Source organism: Nostoc sp. FACHB-888 (assembly GCF_014696655.1).
Lineage (GTDB): Bacteria > Cyanobacteriota > Cyanobacteriia > Cyanobacteriales > Nostocaceae > Nostoc.
Map to the genome: position 1 here is coordinate 1 of NZ_JACJQM010000037.1, position 17639 is coordinate 17639.

Sequence of the window (17639 nt, forward strand, 5' to 3'; positions counted from 1 at the left end):
CCAGCCAATAACTATTACCAGTATTAATACTTAATAGTATGAATATTCTTAGTAACTATTTTTGTATTATTTATAATACTTTTTGAAGTGCGGAAGATGGGATCTAAGATTTCAATGATTAGATCCAGAAATGCGATCGCCTACGGCAGTACCTAACTTTTTAATAAAAAGATTACCAAAGCTTAACTCGCTCTAAGATAAAAGCCAATTATTTTGAGAGAGACTTTAGGGAAGATATGCCATGAAAAGTCTCATTCGCACATTGGCTGTTGGTGTCATCGCAGCAAGTTCTTATGTCGGTCAAGCCTATGCCGATACTACAGTTGTAAGTCCGCTCTATGAGTCTGTACCACGCACCCACGCTCATAACGACTATGAACACGAGTACCCACTCTTCGATGCCCTCCACAACGGTTTCATTAGTGTTGAGGCTGATATCTGGCTCTACGGCACACAGTTGCGCGTTGCCCACGATCCAGTGACTGAACCCACGACACTGCCAACGATTGAGGATTTATACCTGACACCATTGCAAAACTTGGCGAGTCAGGTAAACAACGGTGGTATTTACGCCGATGGTACACCCCTACTTTTGTTGGTTGACATTAAAAGTGAGGGTGTTTCAACCTACGAGCGCCTACACAATGTTCTAACCAGGTATGCAGTAGACAATCCCGGACTGTTCACTACTTACACCAAAAACGTCTCTGGTGGCTACGACACACAAAAGGGAGCGGTTAATGTCATCATCTCAGGTAATCGACCACGAGATTATATGCTCTCTCAGGATTTGCGCTACGCCGCCTATGATGGTCGTGCTGACGACATAGGCAAAGACATCGCACCTGAGTTCATCCCCTTAATCAGTGGTAACTGGAACACTTTCTTTAATGGCTCACTAGCTTGGGACGGTCTTGGCACCATCCCTGATGACACCAAGGCAGCCCTAGACAATATCGTGGCTCAGGTACATAGTGAGAACAAAATCCTGCGCTTCTGGAATCTGCCTATTGATGCACCCAGTGTTTGGGGGCCCCTCTATGATGCTAATGTCGATCTGATTAATACTGATAATCTCAGTGGTTTATCTACATACATCCAATCGCGTCAAACACAGGCAGTACCAGAGCCATCGTTGAGTATTGCGCTCCTAGGTGTTTTGGGTACCTCGCTGCTGCTCAAACGCAGACGGCAGTCTGAATCTCTTATCAACCCCCAAAGTTAACAAGGTAAACCAACAAAGCACATAGCTGATGCAATGCGATCTCCACGCTATAATTTTCTCTCAAAACTGAGAAACTAAAGGAATATGCCAAAATTTCAAAAAATCAACCTCACCTTACTCGTGAGGTTTTTGTTATGTCTGATGAGAGGTAATTGGTCTTTTTTGCCTTCACGTCCAGATTAAGTAGTAGTTAATACTAATTGTGCTCCTGCCGCCTTAAAACGAGCTATTGGCTGATCTAAGGCAGCGGAATTTTCTGCCTGTTACCTAGACGAAACACGGGCATAGGCAACCACTTCGGGAATTTTAACAATTTTCTCCTGACTGTTCACAAGCACCAATACTTACCCAAGTGCTAGATAGTTTACCATCTAGCTCGCTATACCACTCTTTTTTCCAAATGGGGGCATTATGTTTAAGGGTATCAATGGCATATTGGCAAGCTTCAAATGCCTCACTCCGATGAGGACAACCTATTGCTACTAAAACGCTAATTTCTCCAACTTGCAAACGTCCAATGCGATGATGAATCACTACCCGATTCACATCAGATATGGATAAGCGAATATCAGCAGCAATTTGATAAAATATCTGCAATGCCATAGGTTCGTAAGCTTGATACTCTAGAGCAATTACTGGCTTACCATCAGTTTGATTGCGAACCATGCCACTCATCACAACCACAGCACCGTTAGCTGGATCGTCAGACTTGGCATAGATTTCTTCAAGAGACAATGGTGCAAAGGTAATGGCAAAACTATCTTCGGCTCTTGGTTTAACAGCAGAGGCAAATGTAGTCGTCATAACTGGGTTGGTATTATATGGGCTTTTTCTATTGTCTCTGAACAAAACCCTGCTGGTGTATGTTTAGTTGCTCTTACTAATACTTTTGGGCAAAATAAGTATTGAAAACCCTATATGCAATTATTAGTCAATAGTATAATCTGCATGATCTAGACGATCGCAGCCATATCTACCTTTAATCTCTTCGTTGAAAAAGCTACCAATTGAGTCAGAGGAATGTAAATCTTCCCAAGTATCCTCGTCTACGCTTAAGTACTGATAAACAGCTCCACTTTGAAACTCAACTTGCAAAATGTGTTCGTCGCGATCGTAGCCTATAGCGATCGCCATTGATGAGCTAACTAGTAACATAGCGATTGCTTGTTCTTCAAATATCCATCAGAGTGAGCGATCGCTACTAAACTGCTCAAGTCTACCTTAGATAGCTTCATTAATTTTTTACTCTCCTGTTGGCTTAGTCGGGAGTTTAAAGTTTTATGCAACACTTAAGTGCTTTAATAATACAAATGTACTATTAAAGCACTTCGCTGTCAAGTTTTTTTGCCAAGGGAGAATTTTAGGTGTGTAGAAATGCGAAAGCATTGCGGTATGAAGTGCTTTCGTATCTCTACTCTGACTTTTCACGTTTATGTGGAAAAATCCATGAAAACCTAACCCCGTAGCCTGTCGGGAAGGGGGAAAATTCAAAGTCTCTCTCCTTAAAGGAAGAGAGATTTACAATACCTTAGCCAATTTACAAGGGTTCAATGCCTGTGGAAATGGGATGAATACGTCCCGAAGAAGTGAGCTTGGCAAAAATTTGCGTTAATAAAATAGGCTCAGGGTTTTGAGGAAGCATTTTTTCGATTGTTTCCCTACAGACGATATGGAGGTACAAGCCCAGTCCTTAAAACGCAACATCCGCAGCAATCTCCTGCCAGCGAGTAGCCAAATCCTCCGCAGTAGAACTTTCAACAGCGGCAAGGTTTAATGGATAGTCCACGTTATCTCGCTCGATCCAGCGCACGGCTCTGAATTGACCATTGCTTGCCCTTAATATAAATCCAGACTCTCGGCATTCTGGAGAAGCGAGATATAACACTCCGGGGGCTACTTGATCGGGTCGCAAATCAAGAGGCTCATCTTGTACGTTCCACATCCGCGTTTTGGCTACCGGCGAAATCGCATTAACGAGAATTCCATGCTCTTTGCCTTCAACCGCCAGCACATTCATCAGACCTATCTGTGCCATTTTTCCCATAGCATAAGGAGCGAGACCACTGAGTGCATATTGCTTATAAATAGCTCTATCCGAAGTCGTAAGCACAATCCGTCCGTAGTTTTGTCGCTTCATAATCGGAAAGGCAGCTTGAGCCAGCCATATTGGTGCCTCTAAATTAATGTTGATGGCGCGCTGTAGAAAATCAGGTGTCAGTTCTTGTACTGACTGATAGGCGACCCATCCCGCATTGTGAACCAAGATGTCGAGGCGACCAAACTTCAAGAGCGTAGTCTCCACTAGACTTTGGCAGTTATCTCTACTATCGAGGATTACGTCGCTCGGGAACGCAATCCCGCCTGCTTCTTGAATTCTTCTTGCGGCATCAGCCGCCACGCTCGGATCGAATCCGGTTCCATCTTTGTTAACGCCTGCGTCATGTATAACGACTCGCGTTCCTCTTTCCGCAAGCAGGCGGGCATAGGCTTCCCCCAAACCTCGCCCGCTTCCAGTAATAACAGCTACTCGATCGTCGAGTCGAATCACTTAGTTTTCTCCTGACTTAAATTCTGAATCTTAGTGGACGTATGCACCGTCTAATGGCTAGCTCAGAGTTTAGCTACCCAACTATTACCAATTGCCGCATCAACCGCTGCTTGTATCTCTTGGGACAGTGTTACATCCAGACGTACAGCCTTTGCGCTCTCTGGATAGTGCTGAATCAATGCGCGAAGTTGCTCTGGTTCGCGAGCAGTAGCAAGCAGGTAGTCGCCCTTCTTCAACACCGCTTCTGCTAGGGCATGTCCGAATCCTGTTGAGCATCCTGTAATTAGCCAAACTTTAGGAGTAACACGATTTTTGTCTGAGTTCATTGGTTTTCTCCAATACAAAACCGATGAGACGCGCCTCATATTTCTTACGATAGGAGACAGCCATCGGACTGTCCAATATATATTTGACTAAGATTAATAGGTTAGACATATAAGTGTGATAGAACTACGGCATCTGCACTACTTCATCGCGGTGGCTGAGGAACTACACTTTAGCCGAGCAGCAAAGCGGTTGCACATTTCCCAACCCCCGCTCAGTCAGCAGATTCGCGGTTTGGAAGATGAACTAGGAGTCAAGCTGTTTGAGAGAACGAAGCGGCAAGTGCAGCTTACTGAAGCAGGCAAAGTGTTTTTAGAGCGCTCCTATCTGGTGTTAGCGCAACTCGAACAGGCGATCAAAGTGACACAACGGATAGGGCGGGGTGAGGTTGGACGGTTGGCGATCGGGTTTGTCGGATCTGCAACGTATACCGTACTGCCAGATATTTTAAGTGTCTTTCGAGAACAGTTTCCTGCTGTAGAACTGCGATTGCATGAACTGACGACTGCTCAACAAATTCAAGCCCTGCATCACAAACAGGTTGATGTCGGCATTGTTCGTTCTGCCATCATCGAGCCAGGGCTAAGTATGGAATGCGTTTTGCAAGAATCATTGGTATTGGCGTTGCCACAAACCCATCCGCTCTCTGCCCAGGTCAAAGTGTCTCTCTCCGCTTTGGCAGATGAATTATTTATCCTATTTCCTGCCAATATGGGACCCATCTTTTACGAGTAAATTATTAACATTTGTCAACAAGCTGGATTTCGTCCGAAAGTCGCTCAGGAGGCAGTTCAGATGCAAACTATCATCGGCTTAGTTGCAGCAGGACTGGGCATCGCTTTCGTTCCCGCCTCCTTGCAAAATTTCCACAGAAGCGGAGTCATTTACAGACCTTTACAAGAGCAGACACCTAAGACCGGACTTTATCTTGCTTGGCGGCAGCATAATTCCTCTCCAGTAATCAGAGCATTTCTCAGCTTGGCACAGAAAACGACGCAATGGGAGTCAAATCGTGATGATACGTGAGCAGTTAGAGATCAATCACCTCACCGACGGAGCCTCCAAGTACTGTCTCAGCAGTAACCTGAAGCAGCCTATGTCCATTGGAGCCGTCGGTTCATCCTCTTTCATAACAAGTTTCTTAATCTACCCAGATACAACAGCAGAGTCTGTCTCATACAAATGGGATCTCTCAGTTTGCGTTTGCAAGTAATGATAAAGGCGATTTAGAGCGTTTATATGAGCGTAAGCGGCGGCTACCACAATATCAGTATCAGATGCTTGTCCAGAGAATATTCGCTCCTGATGCTTCAAGCGAACTGTAACTGTTCCCAATGCATCAATTCCTCCAGTCACAGATTGGACGGAAAACTCAATCAGTTGATTGGGTATTTCTACTAATTGATTGATTGCTTGATACACTGCATCCACTGGGCCAGTGCCTACACTCGCATCAGTGAGGATTTTGCCATCGGGGGTAACAATTGTGATAGTTGCAGTTGGACAAGTGCAGTCACCACAGATTACCTGGACATGTTCGATTTGAAAGCCACTTTCTACTTGAATCTGCATTTCATCTCGAACGATCGCTTCTAAGTCCCAATCTGAGATTTCTTTTTTCTTATCGGCAACTTCTTTAAATCGATTGAAGGCTTTATTCAAATCCGCCTCATTCAATTCAAAACCCAATTCCTTAAGCTTGGTACGGAAGGCATTTCGTCCAGAGTGCTTGCCCAAAACAATGCGATTTTCTGGCAAACCGATCGCAGCAGCTTCCATAATTTCATAAGTTTGGCGATGTTTGATGATCCCATCTTGGTGAATACCAGACTCATGTGCGAAAGCGTTTGCTCCCACGATCGCCTTATTGGGCTGAATCAGCATTCCGGTTAATTGGGAAACCAAGGATGAGGTTTTGTAAATCTCCTGAGTCTTAATATTAGTCAGGGGTGCATCTGATTCAATTGGACGACCAAAATAAGGATTGAAAAATGGTTTGCGAACCTGCAACGCCATCACAATTTCTTCCAATGCGGCATTACCTGCTCGTTCTCCAATGCCATTAATGGTACATTCAACCTGACGCACACCATATTCAATTGCTGCCAAAGCGTTAGCTGTTGCCAAACCCAAATCATTTTGGGTATGAATGGATAGAATCACCCCATCGATATTAGGAACGTGTTCTCGAATTCCCTGAATCAAAGTTCCGATTTCTTTGGGTGTGCAGTAACCAACGGTATCAGGAATATTAATTGTAGTTGCACCTGCTGCGATCGCCATCTCCAAAACTTCATAAAGAAACTCTGGTTCAGTACGACTGGCATCCATTGGCGAAAATTCTACATCGTCTACAAACGACTTGGCATAAGCAATCATTTCTGATGCGATCGCTAATACTTCGCTACGAGACTTTTTCAACTGATATTTCAGGTGAATATCAGAGGTAGAAATCATTGTATGGATTCTGGGACGAGCCGCGCCCTTCAAGGCTTCGGCGGCGGCGTGAATATCTTGGCGAATGGCTCTAGCTAAACTGCAAATGATTGGCCCACCGGGTATTCCGACTTGTTCCGCAATGGTTTTAACAGCTTGAAAATCTCCCGGACTAGCGACGGCAAAACCGGCTTCAATCACATCGACACCAAGGAGAGCTAGTTGATGAGCGATCGCTAATTTTTCTTCTACATTGAGGGTTGCGCCCGGTGACTGTTCGCCATCGCGTAGCGTAGTGTCGAAGATGATAACTCGGTCTGGTTGAGATGCGATGCTCATAAATGTCTCCCGTGGTATTGAAGGGATGTTGAAAAAACTTACTTTGGATATTGTATACAATCTTTCGGATTTTGTATACAATATTCAATATGAACTTAAATGACTTAGCAGCGAATGTGCTGCAACAACAACGCAGTACCCCAGATTTAATTGCCGATGCTTTGCAGGAAGCGATTCTCCGGGGCATTTTTCAGGAAGGACAATCTCTGAGACAGGATGAAATTGCCACTCAGTTTGGCGTTAGTCGCATTCCCGTGCGCGAAGCCTTGAAGCAGCTAGAAGCAGAAGGATTAGTGACACTGCATCTAAATCGTGGTGCGATCGTATCGGTGTTGACAGCACAAGAGGCGCAAGAAATTTGTGAAATTCGCAGCGCCTTGGAAGTGAAAGCGATGCAATTGGCAATACCCAAGTTCAGGGAAACAGATATAGAAAAAGCTGCTGTGATTTTGTCAGCGACAGATCAAGCAACTGATGCAGGTGTGTTGGCAAAACTCAACTGGGAATTTCATGCGACGCTGTACGCCACTGCTGAACGTCCTCGATTGCTAGCGATGATTAAAACTTTACACGTTAATTGCGATCGCTATGTTCGCGTACAATTAGCGCAGATGGATTACCAAGAGCGATCGCAAAAAGAACACTATCAACTTTTAGATGCTTGTCAAAAGCAGGATACAAAAGCTGCTGTTAGATTACTAAAACGACACATTGACACTGCTGGAGAACAGCTAATTACATACTTGCAGCAAATTGCTCAGAAGCGCTGATTCTTGTTGGAACTAGATGATCTAGCAGAACAGATCAAACGGGAAATTTACATTATCCTGTTCAAGGTAAGTTCGACAAACCTCTCCATAACTTGAACTTTAGTTCAACTCTCTCCCTCTCCGACTCGGAGAGGGACGGTTTTACGTAGTAAAACCAGGGAGAGGTCTTTTTATTCAGAGAAATAGGGTCGTCCATGAAAAAACTGATCCAGCGTATTAAAACATTACTCCAACGTATCCTCAAGAGCTTTGCATCCAATTCTCGGCAGCGTAGGCAAAGCCCGCCGCAGACATCGCCCCTAACAAATTTTCGCTCGTTAGATACTTCTATTCCCAGCGTTTCTCCCCGATGGGAGTCTGGTTTGGTACTAGTGTGTTCACAATGTACAAACGAGCGATTAGGCTCAACGGCTTCCGAAGACTTAGAGAATTGGTTGAAATCTCATCTGAAATTTGAGGGATTATGGGGTGAATTTCGAGTAGTTAGCAGCAGTTGTTTAGGAGTTTGTCCAAAAGCTGGTATTACTGTCGTTATTGTAAATAATGAAAGTGGCGGTAATAGTCCATGTTTAATTGTAAATCCTCAAAGCCATCGCGAACTTCTTTACTCATACATCAAACAGAATAAAAATCGAATGTAACTTTTAAGCTAACCGCAGATAAGGACACCTCCGTAAAAACCCAGAAGCTTTATTGTGGGCATTTAGGTTATGAGTATGTGCTGGCGTAGCTCGAATAATGCCACCAAACAGGTCATCTAATCCGTAGGGAGTGAAAAATTGCCATTGACCTTGTGTATCTAATCGAACTCCAACAGCAGTAGCAGTGTGCAGCCAATCTGTGATGCCATCCTCTGTACTAGTGTAGGTTCTGCTACCAAGCCGCCACCGAGCAAAACTAGCTTGATTTTTGACATCAAACTGATCATCAGGAAATTGTTCTGTGAGAGTAGCCTTTGCTGCTAGTTCTTCAGAACGGTTCCCTTCTACATCAAAGAATGCAATATCAAAATCTTTAATACCTAACCCACACTCATGGCCAAAAATTGAAGACCAAACAGTGTTTCTAACTGCACCCCCAGCTAACCACCAGTTAGGTAGATTTAGTTGAGCGATCGCAGGTAATACTATATCAATAGGTGTATCAGCTAAAATCATCTGTAGACGAGTGTTACTATTCATATAAAATCCTTGGGATTATCAACTAGAAGGTGAAAATATTATCATTCCGATTTCATTAAGCTTACGGTCTTGATAGACCTACTGTTACACTTAGCAGGTTAAGGTTTACTAGGGTAACTGCTGGAATCATAGTATCAAGAGAACAGGATTTTACGGAAGGTTAAATTGTGAATTTCAAATTTATAATTTTTATTTATGGAAGATTTATTTGCGCGGCTAGAACGCACACTCAATCCTGAACTGCCTTCCTTAACAGAGTCACAACAACAACTTCTACAAGAACTCAACATTGACGAAAATCAACCCGGTACAATTTTGCGGGATTTTCAAACCCTGATAGATTTCTTAGAGCCAAATGGAGTGGAAGTTAGTAGTGTTAATAACCTTCTACCCTTGAAAGTACTATCAGAACTTAATTCTCGCTTAAGTCACCCAATTGAAACAAAACTTAAACGTCCCGTACAGAAATCATACCCCTACATTAATGGGCTATATCTGTTATTACGCAGTTCTGGGATAGCCCAAATTAGCTCTCAAGGTAAGAAGCAAATTTTAGTATTAGACGCAGCCGCTTTAGAATCATGGTCAAATCTGAACCTAACAGAACGCTATTTCAATTTATTAGAAGCCTGGTTGATTTGGGGAAATAACGAAATTTTGGGTGAGCATCAAGACTCATTCGGAAATTTATTTAGATGCATTCAACTTTGGCCCCGTATCTCAGATAAAGGTTTAAAATTTCCTAAATATGAACACCAACACGATATTAGTTATTACCCCGGTCTGCATAATGTTGCCCTTTTAGAGTTATTTGGGTTGTTATCTATTAAGCAGGGAAAGCCGCAAGAAGGCAAGGGGTGGCGCATTGCTAGCTTACAACGTTTGCCATTTGGTGATGCTCTGTTACAATTACTATTTCCACTGGGGATACGAGGAGAATTACAGGATGATGTTAATGTGACTTTTGGAAAATTACAGTCGCATTTTCAATTATTTTTCCCAGAATGGAAACATAATTTGTTTATTCCAAAGCAAGGCTTCACTGATGGTATTTATATTTTTAAAGTGTCTATTTTTCAAGCTTGGAGACGCATTGCTATCCCAGCGAAAAAACCATTAGGCTGGCTAGCAGAGATAATTCTTGATGCTTTTGATTTTGACTACGACCATTTATATGAGTTTAGTTATAAAGACCATTTCGGTCGTATAATCAAAATCGGTCATCCGTACATGGAAACACCCCCATTTGCAGATCAAGTGCACATTGGTAACTTGTCTTTAGAACCCGGTTCTAAAATGACTTATCTTTATGATTTTGGCGACAACTGGAAATTTGATGTGCAGTTAGAAGCAATTAATCCGCCTGATAATAAAATTAAAAAACCAAAGATTTTAGAAGTTCACGGAAATGCACCTCAACAGTATTGGAGTGAGGATGAATATGAAGAAGATGAAGGACAGTAATTATACTATTTTAGTAACTAGATTTATAAAGAAGTACCCCTGATAAAATTAATGTAACTTTGTAAACAAGTAATAAAGTGTTAAGCTCATCCCACCCCTAAAAAGGAATGAGATAGCACGAAAGACTATTAACTGTTAACCATCAACCGTTAACGGCCTAAAAAGGCGTTTATCATTCCGTCTTTAAAAAGAGTGGGTTTTCCCGACGCCTTTTTATAAAAATTTATTAGTAAAGTCATTTAAAAAACCTATTAAATTATTTAAAATAGCAATATTGAACTCAAATTATCACCTTAGTTTGTATATCATAGAATTTTACTTAGTTGTCTGCCAATGATGTTAAAAAAGCTAACACGGTATCAATATTTTACAGAAAAATATTACTGGACATATTCAAGTATGTAATTTAAGGAAAATCCGAGAACACACTGAATCTCAGTTCATTCTCGAAAGTTTTAACAGTTATTTGCACACAAGATTAATGAAAAACGATACACCAGAAGAATTAAACCCAGACCAAGAAATTGGGCGCTTGATTGATGAAGTCATGTCTTCATCTCTGACTGATGAACAGTATCGCAAAAAGATGCAGCGACGCAAAGAAGTGCAGGATCAACGCATAGCACAAGCTGTACCTGAAAAAGGATTAATTATTGTAAATACTGGTAATGGTAAAGGTAAAACCACTGCGGCTTTGGGGATGGTATTACGATCGCTTGGTCACGGGTATAAAGTAGCGATCGTCCAATTTATCAAAGGTAGCTGGGAACCTTCAGAAAAAAGGGTTTTTAGCTATTGGGAAGACCAGATAGAATTTCACGCAATGGGCGAAGGCTTCACCTGGGAAACTCAAGACCGCGATCGCGATCTCGATAAAGCTAGCGCCGCATGGGAGAAATCATTAGAATATATTCGCAACCCAGACTTTCATCTGGTATTATTAGACGAAATCAATATCGCCCTCAAAATGTCTTACTTAGAAGTAGAGGATGTTTTAGCCGGGTTGGCGCAAAAACCAGCCGATAAGCACGTAATCCTCACAGGTAGAGGCGCACCTGCTGCTTTAATTGAACGTGCTGATCTCGTAACCGAAATGACCCTAGTTAAGCATCCTTTCCGCGATCAAGGTGTTAAAGCGCAACCAGGAATTGAGTATTAACTTAAAGATTACTTGCACATTTGTAACGTGCGGCGATCGCTAGCTGTAATGGAATTTAACTGATAAAAGTCTTGCAGAGCCACCGAGTAAGCATAACTGCTGAACTCATCTTCACTGACTTTAGATGGTCTATTGCTTGCAGCTACCTGATTCGACCGAGGATAACTGGCTTCATTTGACGAACCATTAACCGTCATCGCCAACTCTCCTGAGGGGTTGAGTGTACCCTGAAAACAATTAAACTCTGATTGGGGCATATACAATGCACCAGTTACCTTACCCTGTTGCTTTTGAAATATGATGTAACCTTGACCTAGTTGGTTTGATTTTGGGGATTGGCCATAAAGATAAATCCCATCTTTTACAGGAAAATTCGCTTTTGGTAAAACTTCCGCACCTTTTGTAGCTCCTTGAGAACCTGGAACCAACGCTGTGGTTGTAGGTAATGTTTTTCCGCTCTTATGACCAAAAAAACCTCTATCTCCAGAAGCCGCATTGAGTTGACTTCTCTGCTCTCGAACTCTTCTTAGCTGCGACAAAAGAGAGTTTTCGCTGGGTTTGTCAATCTGAGCCGATGAAAATGAAGAACCTGTAACCGATACTACTTGAGTCTGCTTGGCTATAAAGCCCAAACCGAGAAGTAAGCCTAAGCCCGCGAGGGAAATTCCCCACTGACGGGGAGATAATAACTGATGAAGGTTGTTAAGCACCCTACTTCTCCTGTTAAAAAACTAACTAAGTTCTCTATAACTTGCTTAAATCATAACCAAGTCTTAATTGCCAAAGACTTTGCTAACGATTTATATTACTATTGTCCAAAAAAGAAAACTGTCAAAAACTAAAGTTTTTATTTAATTGAATTCAATAACCTTAGATTACCATCACTTAGAGTATTTATTCTTCATCCAATAGATTCATCCCATCGGGTGAGGTTAATCATAAATTAACTGCTCTCAATTAATATTTAATTTTTTGACATCTTGCCTTTGAGATTTTTCAGGTGATAAAAATGCTGATTTCATCGGTCTTTCAGCAAGTTTAGCCCTTGTCTTTGCTATAATTTCTTCCTAACGCCAATTTCTGCGTAGACGTAGCCCGCCCTAGGCATCGCTCCCTTGTTGCTTTCATAGAAAAGGATTGCTCCTTAACTCAGTACTGAGTCTTGATGATAACTTTTTTACTTGATTATGAGTAATAGTCTTACAGTCAAAGTAATTCTGGCACTTGCAGGTAGTTCCGTAGATCGAGGGAAACTGCGCCTAAACGTGAAAGTGCGTCAGATTGAATAAGGGTTGAAATAGTGTAAATATTGTGACCAAATTAAGTTGTAATTTTGATGGGTTGTGGGGGTTTGGATAAAATTATCCCTCTACCCAGAAACGATCAGTTTGGATTTCCCATTCCCAAGGACGTTACTCGGAAGCAGAACCACTGTTTAAAACAGCCTTGTCACTTTTTCAACGGCTGCTGGGAGAAGAACATCCATCTGTCCCCTTAGCCTCAATAACCTAGCGGGACTCTACGACTCCCAAGGCAGATACAGTGAAGCCGAACCCCTTTTCATGCAAGCTTTGGCACTCACGCGCAAGCTGCTGGGTGAAGAACATCCATTTGTCGCCACTAGCCTCAATAACTTAGCGTATCTCTACGACTCCCAAGGCAGATACAGCGAAGCCGAACCCCTTTTCATGCAAGCTTTGGCACTCACGCGCAAGCTGCTGGGTGAAGAACATCCAGATGTCGCACAAAGTCTCAACAACCTAGCGGGACTCTACAACTCCCAAGGCAGATACAGCGAAGCCGAACCCCTTTTGATCCAAGCTTTGGCACTCAGGCGCAAGCTGCTGGGTGAAAAACATCCATCTGTCGCACAAAGTCTCAACAACCTAGCGGGACTCTACGACTCCCAAGGACGGTACTTGGAAGCAGAACCCCTGTATCAAAAGGCTTTAGAAATTACTGAACTTAGTTTAGGGGTAAATCATCCCAACACAATTACTATCCGTAAAAATCTGAAATTATTGTGCGATCGCGCTTAAAGGCTATTTATAATTTTGAGTAGGTTTAGATTTTGCAGCGTGTTGTTACTCCTCATCAAAAAGTGCATCTAAATTGCGATAACCGCTAACTATCCGTAAAATTTCAATCCCGCCTGCGATCGCACGATAAAAAATCAGATAATCATCTACAGGAAAGCTACGTAACAAAGGTAAAAGTTCATTACGCTTGCGTCCCATATTGGGAAAATTTGCTAAATTACTGCACTTTTGGTTAATTTTATTGAGCAAACGCTCCGCAGCATCAAAACTACTGTTGTCAGCAACATAATCAATAATGCTCTCAATATCCCGACTTGCAGGAGCAGTAAATCTACAAATATTGCTCATTCACTAGTCTGCTGACGACGTTGCTGTAACTTCTGTTCTAGTTGATGAAAAACTGTTTCTCCGTCAATAACTTCCCCACGTTCCGAAGCTTCGACCCCAACCATAATTTCTCGTCGCAATTCTTCAAATCTACCCTTATAAATAGATTCAGTTTCCTCCAGCAGTTTAATACCCGCAACAATCACTTCCTCTGTGGAGGCATACTTACCACTGGCAACTTGACTTTGGATAAATTGCTCTAATTCTGGAGTAAAGGAAATATTCATATATACTATCTACCATAGTATGTGCCTTTATGCTTTTATTTTAGAGTCTTGCCAGATTTTGGTAATTCAATGATGGGCTTGCATCCGGTGACAATGCGATCGCATTCGACCTAAGGTAATTAGGTTATCAGCATAAAAAAATAGCCCCCTGAATTCAGGAGGCGCATCACCAAGGTGGTGGAAAGACGCGGCATTTCGCGTCTCTCATTTTAACTAGCAACGTATTCTTTAACATTGGCACGACGGCGACGCAGATGAGCCAAAGCTTGATGCTCTAACTGGCGGACGCGTTCACGGCTGAGATTCAATCTCTCACCCACTTTCGCCAATGACATTTCATTACCATCTTCTAAACCAAAGCGCAGGGCTAAAACTTGTCGCTGTTGCGGGGTTAGTTCTGCTAGCAGGTTGTTCAAGTCTTGGCGTAAGAATTCCTGGTTGGTGTAATACTCTGGTGATGGGCCGTCATCTTCGAGCATTTCTTGCAACTCGGTATCCTGGTTGTCGCCAACTTTAACATCCAAGGATACTGGTTGACGCGCCATGTTCAGGTACTCGCGAATCTGAGCAGGTTCTATTTCCAGTTCTTTGGCAATTTCGGCTGGAGTAGGCGATCGCCCCAAGGTTTGAGCCAACTCGCGCTGCACTTTTTTGATTTTATTCAGTTTTTCGGTAATGTGGATCGGTAAGCGGATGGTGCGGCCTTGTTGAGCGATCGCACGAGTAATCGCTTGGCGAATCCACCAGTAAGCATAGGTTGAGAACTTATAACCCCTCATTGGGTCAAATTTCTCCACACCCCGCTCTAATCCTAGTGTTCCTTCCTGGATTAAATCCAGAAACTCCATATTCCGCTTTTGATATTTCTTAGCAATAGCAACGACCAAGCGCAAATTCGCTTCGATCATTTTTTGCTTCGCCCGCTTCCCTTGCGCTACCGTTTGTTGGATCTCGGTTTCCGACTGTTGGACGTGGTCAGCCCACTCTGACATATCCGGTTCGCGGTGCAGTTTCTTCGCCAAAGCTTCTTTAGCGTCGATGAACTTCATCATTTGTTGCACCTGCTTCCCATAGACAATCTCTTGTTCACGGGTTAGCAGTGGTACACGACCAATTTCTCGCAGATAGGTTCGCACCATATCAGCCGTGAATTTGGTATTGAGGTTTTCCGTTTGGGTGTTGACAGTAGGCATTGATGTGTTATCCTCTACTCCGTAAACACAATGTATGTTTTCTTACTAAAATCGATGGGAGAAAGGTAGTACATCTATCACGAAATATCGGGAGCTATCAAAAGTAATTATCAATTGATCTAGCCGTTGTTCAGACGGTAAACTCCCAATGATAGGTTCCCCTACCTTCCCTAAATTTTCAATCTTTATATAAGCACGCTGGTTGTTTTGGATAATTCTTCTTTTAGGCAGTTACTTATAGCAACTGCAAATCCGAAGTCGATATGAGTTCCATTTACTTTATAGTACGATAAATCAGGCAAATAGTAAAGTTTTTTAAGATGAAATCTTTAATTATAATTCAAAATTGCCGATTTGCAAAAAAAAATTAAACTTCCTTGAAATTACTGACTATATCTATAGTGACGCTAAAAACCCTTCTTCTGTTGCCCAAAACTAGCCGGATAACCGAACTTAATTTCCCGCGATAATGGAGGGATGTTACGAATTAGGGATTTGTCATTAGTCATTTGCAAAGGACATAGGACAACTGACAAATGACTATCTAGAATCCCAGGTCAGCTTTGGCTAGTTCAGCAGCAGCGAATACTTCTGCGTCAGGTTTTTCTTCCCAGGCTGGTTCACCAATTTCTTCGTAAAAAGTTGCGTCGTAAGGACGGGTACGTACTACTACTGGCATAGGAACAGCATGACCCAAAATTAAAGCTTGTTGCTTAGAGTCTAGCTTTGCCAATACCGATCGCAGTCCACCACCACCAGATACACCTGTAAAAATTGCGTCAATGTCTTTTTCGTCATTCAGCAAAGCAGTAATACGAGTCCCAATCTGAGACATAACTTCATTATCAATACCCGATGGACGTTGATCAACTACCAAAAGTGTGACGAAATATTTCCGCAATTCGCGGGCAATAGTCCCAAAGATAGTACTTTGTACTACTCCTGGGTCTAAGAAACGATGCGCCTCTTCAATGGTAATCATCAATGGCGTGGGGCGATCGCTAGGATTTTTGCTTTGCAGGAATTTATCTGCTTTCTTGACGTAATGCTCGTGGATACGTCGGGTGATCATATTCGTCACCAACATATAAGAGAGCATATTGGACTGGGAACCAAATTCTATCACAACATTCTTCCCAGCTTCCAGACACTGGACAATTTTACTAATATAATTCTGGGGGCAAACGGCTCGCATATACTTCAAGCTATCCATCCGCAAGAGTTTGCGCTGTAATGCCATAATCGAGCCTTTGTGTCCCCGCTTCTCGTCGCAGAACATTTCGATTTCTTCGTTAGTCATGTTCAGCAACTGGACAATCCAAGACTTGCCAAACTCGCTATATAGAATATTGGCGTTATCTAAGGCTGCGTCAGAGAGTCCTAAATCTCGGCTACATAACTTAATATCTTCAACTTCTATTTGCTCATAACTCAAATAAAGTTCTTGAGCATCACGCACCCCCCGGCGCTTTGTCGATTCCGGGTCGAGGGTGTAAACTTCTACTTTGCTCGGAAAAAGTTGTTTTAAACCCTTAACTGTGTTTACGTTCTTCCCTTCTGCAACGGCTTCCCAGCCATACTCAGAGTGCATATCAAAAATTAAGTTTACTGCCGCACTTTTACGGATAACGCCAGCTAAAAGTAACCGTGTTAGAAAAGATTTCCCTGTACCAGATTTGCCAAAAACCCCATTACTCCGTTCTACGAAGCGATTTAAATCAATACAAACGGGCACATCCATATCCAAAGGTTTGCCGATGGAAAAATTGCGCCTTTGGGGGTCATCTTCCCAACCAAATACCCGACGAAAATCTTCAACACTTGCTTCGTAAACTTGACTAAAGTGGCTAGGAATAGTTTTAACAGGCAACAATTCCATCGTAGTACTGGTTTGCGGCACAAATGAAGCCAAACCCGTCACTGATGGGAGGAAGGGATTTGTTGATTTGCCATTTGTTGGAGAAAAAGATTCTTCAGTTTCGGGAGTGAACATCAACATCGGCGCGAGGTTGATAGTACCGTATGTTCCACTTCCGGCTAAAACATCTCGTAAAAAAGTGTCTTCCCAACTAGGGGGATTAGCAATAATTCGGGCATTAGCAGCTCCCAATGCTACATCTGTCAGCATACAAAAAAAGCGCGATCGCATCCCTTGCACAACAAGAAACTTACCCACCCGCATATCTTCTACAGAAATGTCGGGATGCAATCGTACTTCTAAGCCTTCAGTTAGAGAACCTTGAATAACCGAACCTAATGGCTGTACCGAATTCATCTGATTAGTCATTGGTCATTTGTCATTTGTCATTAGTTATTCTCCCCCAATGCCCTATGCCTTATGCCCAAT

15 protein-coding genes and 3 pseudogenes are annotated in these 17639 nt (G+C 42.6%); 7 read left to right on the plus strand and 11 right to left on the minus strand.

Annotation, left to right across the window (positions count from 1 at the left end; genetic code table 11):
• Positions 1-241 precede the first annotated feature (241 nt).
• The gene (locus H6G26_RS21525; RefSeq protein WP_190731197.1) at positions 242-1225 is read left to right on the plus strand and encodes a PEP-CTERM sorting domain-containing protein; all 984 of its coding nucleotides are present in this window, start codon (positions 242-244) and stop codon (positions 1223-1225) included.
• Between the two features lie 306 nt (positions 1226-1531).
• Here H6G26_RS21525 and H6G26_RS21530 read toward each other — a convergent pair whose 3' ends face one another.
• From H6G26_RS21530 to H6G26_RS21545, 4 genes and pseudogenes are all read right to left on the minus strand, one after another.
• Entirely contained in the window at positions 1532-2029 is a 498-nt protein-coding gene (locus H6G26_RS21530; RefSeq protein ID WP_190731198.1) for a molybdenum cofactor biosynthesis protein MoaE, read from the minus strand.
• A gap of 123 nt (positions 2030-2152) precedes the next feature.
• Positions 2153-2460: pseudogene (locus H6G26_RS21535) on the minus strand (KTSC domain-containing protein).
• A 455-nt stretch (positions 2461-2915) separates the two neighbouring features.
• Positions 2916-3773, minus strand: a complete 858-nt coding sequence (locus tag H6G26_RS21540; protein ID WP_190731199.1) for an SDR family NAD(P)-dependent oxidoreductase — start codon at positions 3771-3773, stop codon at positions 2916-2918.
• A gap of 62 nt (positions 3774-3835) precedes the next feature.
• Positions 3836-4099, minus strand: coding sequence for an SDR family NAD(P)-dependent oxidoreductase (locus H6G26_RS21545; RefSeq protein ID WP_242053824.1), 264 nt, complete (start codon positions 4097-4099; stop codon positions 3836-3838).
• A 118-nt stretch (positions 4100-4217) separates the two neighbouring features.
• Between H6G26_RS21545 and H6G26_RS21550 the strand changes: the two are divergent.
• Positions 4218-5123 (plus strand): annotated as a pseudogene (locus H6G26_RS21550) (LysR substrate-binding domain-containing protein).
• A 120-nt stretch (positions 5124-5243) separates the two neighbouring features.
• On the opposite strand, the gene H6G26_RS21555 reads toward H6G26_RS21550, so the two are convergent.
• Entirely contained in the window at positions 5244-6866 is a 1623-nt protein-coding gene (locus H6G26_RS21555) for a 2-isopropylmalate synthase (RefSeq protein WP_347242492.1), read from the minus strand.
• A gap of 95 nt (positions 6867-6961) precedes the next feature.
• Here H6G26_RS21555 and H6G26_RS21560 point away from each other — a divergent pair, with 95 nt between their 5' ends.
• On the plus strand, positions 6962-7642 hold the full coding sequence (locus H6G26_RS21560) for a GntR family transcriptional regulator (RefSeq protein WP_190731201.1): 681 nt from the start codon (positions 6962-6964) through the stop codon (positions 7640-7642).
• A 194-nt stretch (positions 7643-7836) separates the two neighbouring features.
• Positions 7837-8283, plus strand: a complete 447-nt coding sequence (locus H6G26_RS21565) for a (2Fe-2S) ferredoxin domain-containing protein (RefSeq protein ID WP_190731202.1) — start codon at positions 7837-7839, stop codon at positions 8281-8283.
• Between the two features lie 3 nt (positions 8284-8286).
• Here the strand turns inward: H6G26_RS21565 and H6G26_RS21570 are convergent, their stop codons facing one another.
• Positions 8287-8823, minus strand: a complete 537-nt coding sequence (locus H6G26_RS21570) for a nucleotidyltransferase family protein (RefSeq protein ID WP_190731203.1) — start codon at positions 8821-8823, stop codon at positions 8287-8289.
• Positions 8824-9018: 195 nt separating this feature from the next.
• On the opposite strand from H6G26_RS21570, the gene H6G26_RS21575 reads away from it, so the two are divergent.
• Entirely contained in the window at positions 9019-10287 is a 1269-nt protein-coding gene (locus tag H6G26_RS21575; RefSeq protein ID WP_190731204.1) for a plasmid pRiA4b ORF-3 family protein, read from the plus strand.
• Between the two features lie 481 nt (positions 10288-10768).
• Positions 10769-11446, plus strand: a complete 678-nt coding sequence (cobO, locus tag H6G26_RS21580) for a cob(I)yrinic acid a,c-diamide adenosyltransferase (protein ID WP_190731205.1) — start codon at positions 10769-10771, stop codon at positions 11444-11446.
• Positions 11447-11454: 8 nt separating this feature from the next.
• Here the strand turns inward: cobO and H6G26_RS21585 are convergent, their stop codons facing one another.
• Positions 11455-12156, minus strand: coding sequence for a hypothetical protein (locus tag H6G26_RS21585; RefSeq protein ID WP_190731206.1), 702 nt, complete (start codon positions 12154-12156; stop codon positions 11455-11457).
• Positions 12157-12844: 688 nt separating this feature from the next.
• Here H6G26_RS21585 and H6G26_RS21590 point away from each other — a divergent pair.
• Positions 12845-13485: pseudogene (locus H6G26_RS21590) on the plus strand (tetratricopeptide repeat-containing protein); the annotation flags it as partial.
• Between the two features lie 45 nt (positions 13486-13530).
• Here H6G26_RS21590 and H6G26_RS21595 read toward each other — a convergent pair.
• The 4 genes from H6G26_RS21595 to H6G26_RS21610 form a co-directional block, all read right to left on the minus strand.
• Positions 13531-13833 carry a type II toxin-antitoxin system RelE/ParE family toxin gene (locus tag H6G26_RS21595; RefSeq protein WP_190731207.1) on the minus strand — a complete coding sequence of 101 codons (303 nt, stop codon included), beginning with the start codon at positions 13831-13833 and terminating at the stop codon, positions 13531-13533.
• Positions 13830-14099, minus strand: coding sequence for a type II toxin-antitoxin system ParD family antitoxin (locus H6G26_RS21600; RefSeq protein WP_190731208.1), 270 nt, complete (start codon positions 14097-14099; stop codon positions 13830-13832). Before H6G26_RS21600 ends, H6G26_RS21595 begins: the two co-directional genes overlap by 4 nt.
• A gap of 209 nt (positions 14100-14308) precedes the next feature.
• Complete coding sequence (locus H6G26_RS21605) at positions 14309-15292, minus strand: RNA polymerase sigma factor, RpoD/SigA family (protein WP_190731209.1); 984 nt, start codon at positions 15290-15292, stop codon at positions 14309-14311.
• Positions 15293-15836: 544 nt separating this feature from the next.
• Entirely contained in the window at positions 15837-17567 is a 1731-nt protein-coding gene (locus H6G26_RS21610; protein ID WP_190731249.1) for an ATP-binding protein, read from the minus strand.
• Positions 17568-17639 lie beyond the last annotated feature (72 nt).